Genomic DNA, 4813 nt, shown 5'->3' on the forward strand with positions numbered 1-4813 from the left:
CACCCCTCCCCTCCCCCGGCCGCCGGGCGGCTGGCAGGATGCCGACTGCCCGTCACCGCCACCAGGGGAGAGCGCACATGACCGCCGAACCGCCCTACACCGTCCGCCTCGCGGACGGCGTGTACGCCTACGTGCAGCCGGACGGCGGCTGGTGCCTGAACAACGCCGGCTTCGTCAGCGACGGCGGCCGCACCCTGCTCGTCGACACCGCCGCCACCGTGCGGCGGGCGCTGGCCCTGCGGGACGCGGTCGCCGCCGCCGGGGTGCCGATGCCGCGCACGGTGGTCAACACCCACCACCACGGCGACCACACGTACGGGAACGGCGTCTTCGCGCCGGAGGCCCTCGTCCTCGGCCACGACAGCGCGCGCACCGAGCAGCTCGCCGCCGGGCACCAGCTGGAGCTGATCTGGCCGGGGACCGACTTCGGCGCCGTGGAGATCACCCCTCCCGACCTCACCTACAGCGACCGGATGACCCTCCACCTGGGCGAGACGGAGGTCCGGGTCATCCACCCCGGGGTCGCCCACACCACCGGCGACTCGATCGTCTGGCTCCCGCGGCAGGGGGTCGTCTTCACCGGCGACCTGGTCTTCGCCGGGGGCACCCCCTTCCTCGCGATGGGTTCGCTGGCCGGCTCGCTCCGGGCCCTCGGGATGCTGCGCTCCCTCGGCGCGGAGACCGTCGTCCCGGGGCACGGGCCGCTGACCGACCCGTCGGCGTACGAGGCGACCGAGCGCTACCTGCGGTTCGTGGAGGAGCTGGCCCGGGAGGGCCGGGCGAGGGGGCTCACCCCGCTGGAGGCCGCCCGGGAGGCGGACCTGGGCGAGTTCGCCGCCTGGCGGGAGGGCGAGCGCCTGGTCGCCAACCTGCACCGGGCCTACGCGGAACTGGCCGGCGAGCCGGAGGGGGCGCCGCTGGACATCCTGGCGGTGCTGACGGACATGACGGTGATGAACGGCGGGACACCGATTCTCTGCCACGCCTGATCCCGTGCGCGGGGCGGGCCGGCGCAGCCCGCCACGCGCGGAGGTCTGCCCGGGGCGCGCGGGGTCGCGCACTGGACGACATACCGACTGGTCGGCATGATGGCTTCCGGCGATCACGGCCGCCCCGCCCGGCGCGGGCCGCCGCCCTCATCCGTCCCTCTCCGCACGGAGGTGCGCACCATGAGCCCAGCACCCGCAGGAGCCGCCCCCCGCGGCCTCGACCCGGAGCGGCTGCGCGCCCGCCTGGACCGCGACCTGCCGGGGCTGACAGCCGGTCCGCTGCGGGGCCGGCTGATCGAGGGCGGCCGGTCGAACCTCACGTACGAGGTCACCGACGGCGCCTGCCGCTGGGTGGTGCGCCGCCCGCCGCTGGGGCACGTCCTGGCCACGGCCCACGACATGCGGCGCGAGCACCGGGTCATCGCGGCCCTGCACGGCACGGCGGTGCCGGTGCCCGAGCCGCTCCTGCTGTGCGAGGACGAATCGGTGCTGGGCGCGCCGTTCTACGTGATGGAGTTCGTGGAGGGGGTCCCGTACCGCAGCGCGGAGCGGCTCGCCGCGCTCGGTCCGGAGCGCACCCGCAGCCTGGTCCTCGGCCTGGTCGACACGCTCGTCGACCTGCACGCGGTGGACCCGCGGGCGGTGGGACTGGAGGACTTCGGCCGGCCGGAGGGCTTCCTGGAGAGGCAGTTGCGCCGCTGGGGCAAGCAGCTGGAGGCCTCCCGCGGGCGCGAGCTGCCCGGGATCGACGAACTGCGCGGCGCGCTCGCCCGCACGCTGCCCGGCTCCCCCGCGGCGACGGTGGTGCACGGGGACTTCCGCCTGGACAACGTGCTCGTCGGGGAGGACGGCGGCGGCGTCCGGGCGGTCCTGGACTGGGAGATGTCCACGCTCGGCGACCCGCTGACCGACCTCGGCCTGCTGGTGATGTACAGCACCGACCTCGGGCTGGGCGACTCCCCCGTCAGCACGGTGAGTTCCGCACCCGGACACCCCTCGCCCGCGGAGCTGGTCGAGCGGTACGCGGCCCGCTCCGGCCGGGACGCCGGCGCGATCGGCTGGTACACGGCGTTCGCCTGGTTCAAACTCGCCGTGATCCTCGAAGGCATCCACCGCCGCTACACGCTGGGGCAGACGGTCGGCGGGGGCTTCGACCGCATCGGCGAGCTGGTGCCGGTGTTCGTCGAGCACGGCCTGACCACACTCGACGAGGAAGGCTGAGGCACTCCGCATGGATTTCGCATTCGACGCCCGGACCGAGGAACTCCGGACGCGGCTCCTCGCGTTCATGGAGGAGCACGTGTACCCGGCGGAGCCCGTTGCCGCCGAGCAGCGCGCGCGGCTGGCCTCGCCGTGGGACACCCCGCCCGTCTTCGGCGAGCTGAAGGCCGAGGCGCGCCGCCGCGGGCTGTGGAACCTCTTCCTGCCCGACGAGCGGTACGGCGCCGGGCTGACCAACCTCCAGTACGCCCCGCTGGCGGAGATCACCGGGCGCAGCCCGCACCTGGCGCCCATGGCGACCAACTGCGCCGCCCCGGACACCGGGAACATGGAGCTGCTCGCGCAGTTCGGCAGCGATGAGCAGCGCAAGCAGTGGCTGGAGCCGCTGCTGGCCGGGGAGATCCGGTCGGCGTTCGCCATGACCGAGCCGGAGGTCGCCTCGTCGGACGCGTCCAACATCGAGACGCGCATCGAGCGCTCGGCGGACGGCTCCGCGTACACGGTGACGGGCCGGAAGTGGTACATCTCCGGCGCCATGAACCCGGACTGCAAGGTGTTCATCGTGATGGGCAAGACCGACCCGGACGGGCCCGACCCGCGCCGCCGGCAGTCGATGCTGCTCGTCCCCCGCGACACCCCGGGCGTCGAGGTGCGGCGTGCGATGACGGTCTACGGGTACGCGGACCACGACCACGGCGGGCACGCCGAGGTCGTCTTCGACGGGGCCCGCGTCCCGGCCTCGAACCTGGTCGGCGAGGAGGGGGCCGGCTTCGCCATCGCCCAGGCCCGGCTCGGACCCGGCCGCATCCACCACTGCATGCGGCTGATCGGGATGGCGGAGCGGGCGATCGAGCTGATGTGCCGGCGCGCGGTGGGACGTACGGCCTTCGGCGGGGAGCTGTCCTCGCAGGGTGTCGTGCGGGGCTGGATCGCGGACGCGCGGGTGGCGGTGGAGCAGCTGCGGCTGCTCGTGCTGAAGACGGCGTGGCTCATGGACACCGTCGGCAACCGAGGCGCGCACACCGAGATCCAGGCCATCAAGATCGCGACGCCGCGGGCGGTGGTGCGCATCCTGGACGACGCGGTGCAGCTGCACGGCGCGGGCGGCGTCAGCCAGGACTTCCCGCTGGCCGAGCTGTGGGCGGCGGCGCGGACGCTGCGGCTGGCGGACGGGCCGGACGAGGTCCACCAGCGGTCGCTGGCGCTGCGCGAGCTGAAGCCGTACCGCTGACGGGGCCCGTCAGGGGCGCAGGGCCCGCAGCAGCAGGTCGGCGAGGTGGTCGGCGACCTGCTGCGGGGTGAGCGGGCCGTCGGCCCGGTACCAGGTGGACAGGTGGTGGACGGATCCGAAGTGGTAGTCCACGACCAGGTCGGCGGGGGTGGCGGTGGAGAACACCCCGCTGCGCTGCCCCTCCTCGACGAGGGCGCGGAAGCGCTCGTGGTAGCGGCGGCGCTCGGCCCGTACCTGCTTGTGCTTCTCCGGGCTGAGCTGGTGCATCGACCGGAAGAAGATGGCAGCGTCGTCGAGGTTCTCGATGGTGGTCACGACGACGTCGGCGGCGGCCGCCCTCAGCCGCTCCGCGACGGGGGCGTCGGAGTCGGCGACCGCGTCGAGGCGCTGCTGCTGGAGGCGCAGCATGCGCGCGTACACCTCGTGCAGCAGGTCGTCCTTGGAGCCGAAGTAGTGGTAGAGGGCGCCCTTGGTGACCCCCGCCGCCTCGACGATCTCCTGGACGGAGGTCCGGTCGTAGCCGCGCTCGGCGAACAGCCGGGTGGCCACCGCCAGCAGCCGCTGCGGCACCGGGGTGTCGTGCGTGCCTTCGGGCTCCGTCGTCCTGGCGGCCATGGCGCCGTCCTTCCTTCCAGTGTTCCGCGGCCGGCGCCTACGGCCGGCACGGGCCTGCCTTCGTGCGACCCTACGACCGTTTCCGGCCGCGGTCGCGCAGCTCCCGACGCAGGATCTTGCCACTCGTCGTCTTCGGCAGGACGGGCAGGACCTCCACTTCGCGCGGGTACTTGTACGCGGCCATGCGGTCGCGGCAGTACGCGGACAGCTCGGCCGGCTCGGCGGCGGCGCCGGGCAGCAGGCTCACGTACGCCTTGACGGTCTCCCCGCGGTAGGGGTCGGGGACGCCGACGACGGCGGCGTCCCGGACGGCCGGGTGGGTGTGGAGCACGTCCTCGACCTCCCGCGGCCAGACCTTGAACCCGGAGGCGTTGATCATGTCCTTCTTGCGGTCGACGACGTACAGCCAGCCGTCGGCGTCCATGAAGCCGACGTCGCCGGTGCGCAGCTCGCCGCCGGGGAAGGCCTCGGCGGTCTCCTCGGGGCGCCCCCAGTAGCCGTGCGCGAGCTGGGGGCCGCGTACGGCGATCTCGCCGGTCTCGCCGAGGGGGACCTCGGCGCCCCGGCCGTCGAGGATGCGGACGGCGGTGTCCGCGCCGGGCAGGCCGACGGAGAGGGTGCCGGAGGCCGGGTCGACGGGTGCGTCGAGGTGGACGGGGACGGAGGCGACGGCGGCGGTCGACTCGGTGAGGCCGTAGCCGTTGCGCAGCCGTATCCCGAAGCGGGCGCGGAGCCGTTCGACCAGGGCGGGCGGGAC

At 74.3% G+C, this 4813-nt stretch carries 5 protein-coding genes; 3 read left to right on the forward strand and 2 right to left on the reverse strand.

The window, feature by feature from the left end:
* Nucleotides 1–77: 77 nt before the first annotated feature.
* The 3 genes from EF903_RS28815 to EF903_RS28825 all read left to right on the forward strand — a co-directional run bounded on the left by EF903_RS28815 (nucleotide 78) and on the right by EF903_RS28825 (nucleotide 3441).
* Nucleotides 78–989: an MBL fold metallo-hydrolase gene (locus EF903_RS28815; RefSeq protein ID WP_125547945.1), complete on the forward strand. Its 912-nt coding sequence runs from the start codon at nucleotides 78–80 to the stop codon at nucleotides 987–989.
* A 180-nt stretch (nucleotides 990–1169) separates the two neighbouring features.
* On the forward strand, nucleotides 1170–2210 hold the full coding sequence (locus EF903_RS28820) for a phosphotransferase family protein (protein ID WP_125547946.1): 1041 nt from the start codon (nucleotides 1170–1172) through the stop codon (nucleotides 2208–2210).
* Between the two features lie 10 nt (nucleotides 2211–2220).
* Nucleotides 2221–3441 carry an acyl-CoA dehydrogenase family protein gene (locus EF903_RS28825; protein ID WP_125547947.1) on the forward strand — a complete coding sequence of 407 codons (1221 nt, stop codon included), beginning with the start codon at nucleotides 2221–2223 and terminating at the stop codon, nucleotides 3439–3441.
* Nucleotides 3442–3450: 9 nt separating this feature from the next.
* Here the strand turns inward: EF903_RS28825 and EF903_RS28830 are convergent, their stop codons facing one another.
* Nucleotides 3451–4056 carry a TetR/AcrR family transcriptional regulator gene (locus tag EF903_RS28830; RefSeq protein ID WP_125547948.1) on the reverse strand — a complete coding sequence of 202 codons (606 nt, stop codon included), beginning with the start codon at nucleotides 4054–4056 and terminating at the stop codon, nucleotides 3451–3453.
* 70 nt (nucleotides 4057–4126) lie between these two features.
* Nucleotides 4127–4813 (reverse strand): class I adenylate-forming enzyme family protein (locus EF903_RS28835; RefSeq protein WP_148142597.1); only part of this gene is annotated, 687 nt, incomplete at its 5' end.

The sequence above is a fragment of the Streptomyces sp. WAC05292 genome (genome assembly GCF_003949955.1).
Taxonomy (GTDB): domain Bacteria; phylum Actinomycetota; class Actinomycetes; order Streptomycetales; family Streptomycetaceae; genus Streptomyces; species Streptomyces globosus.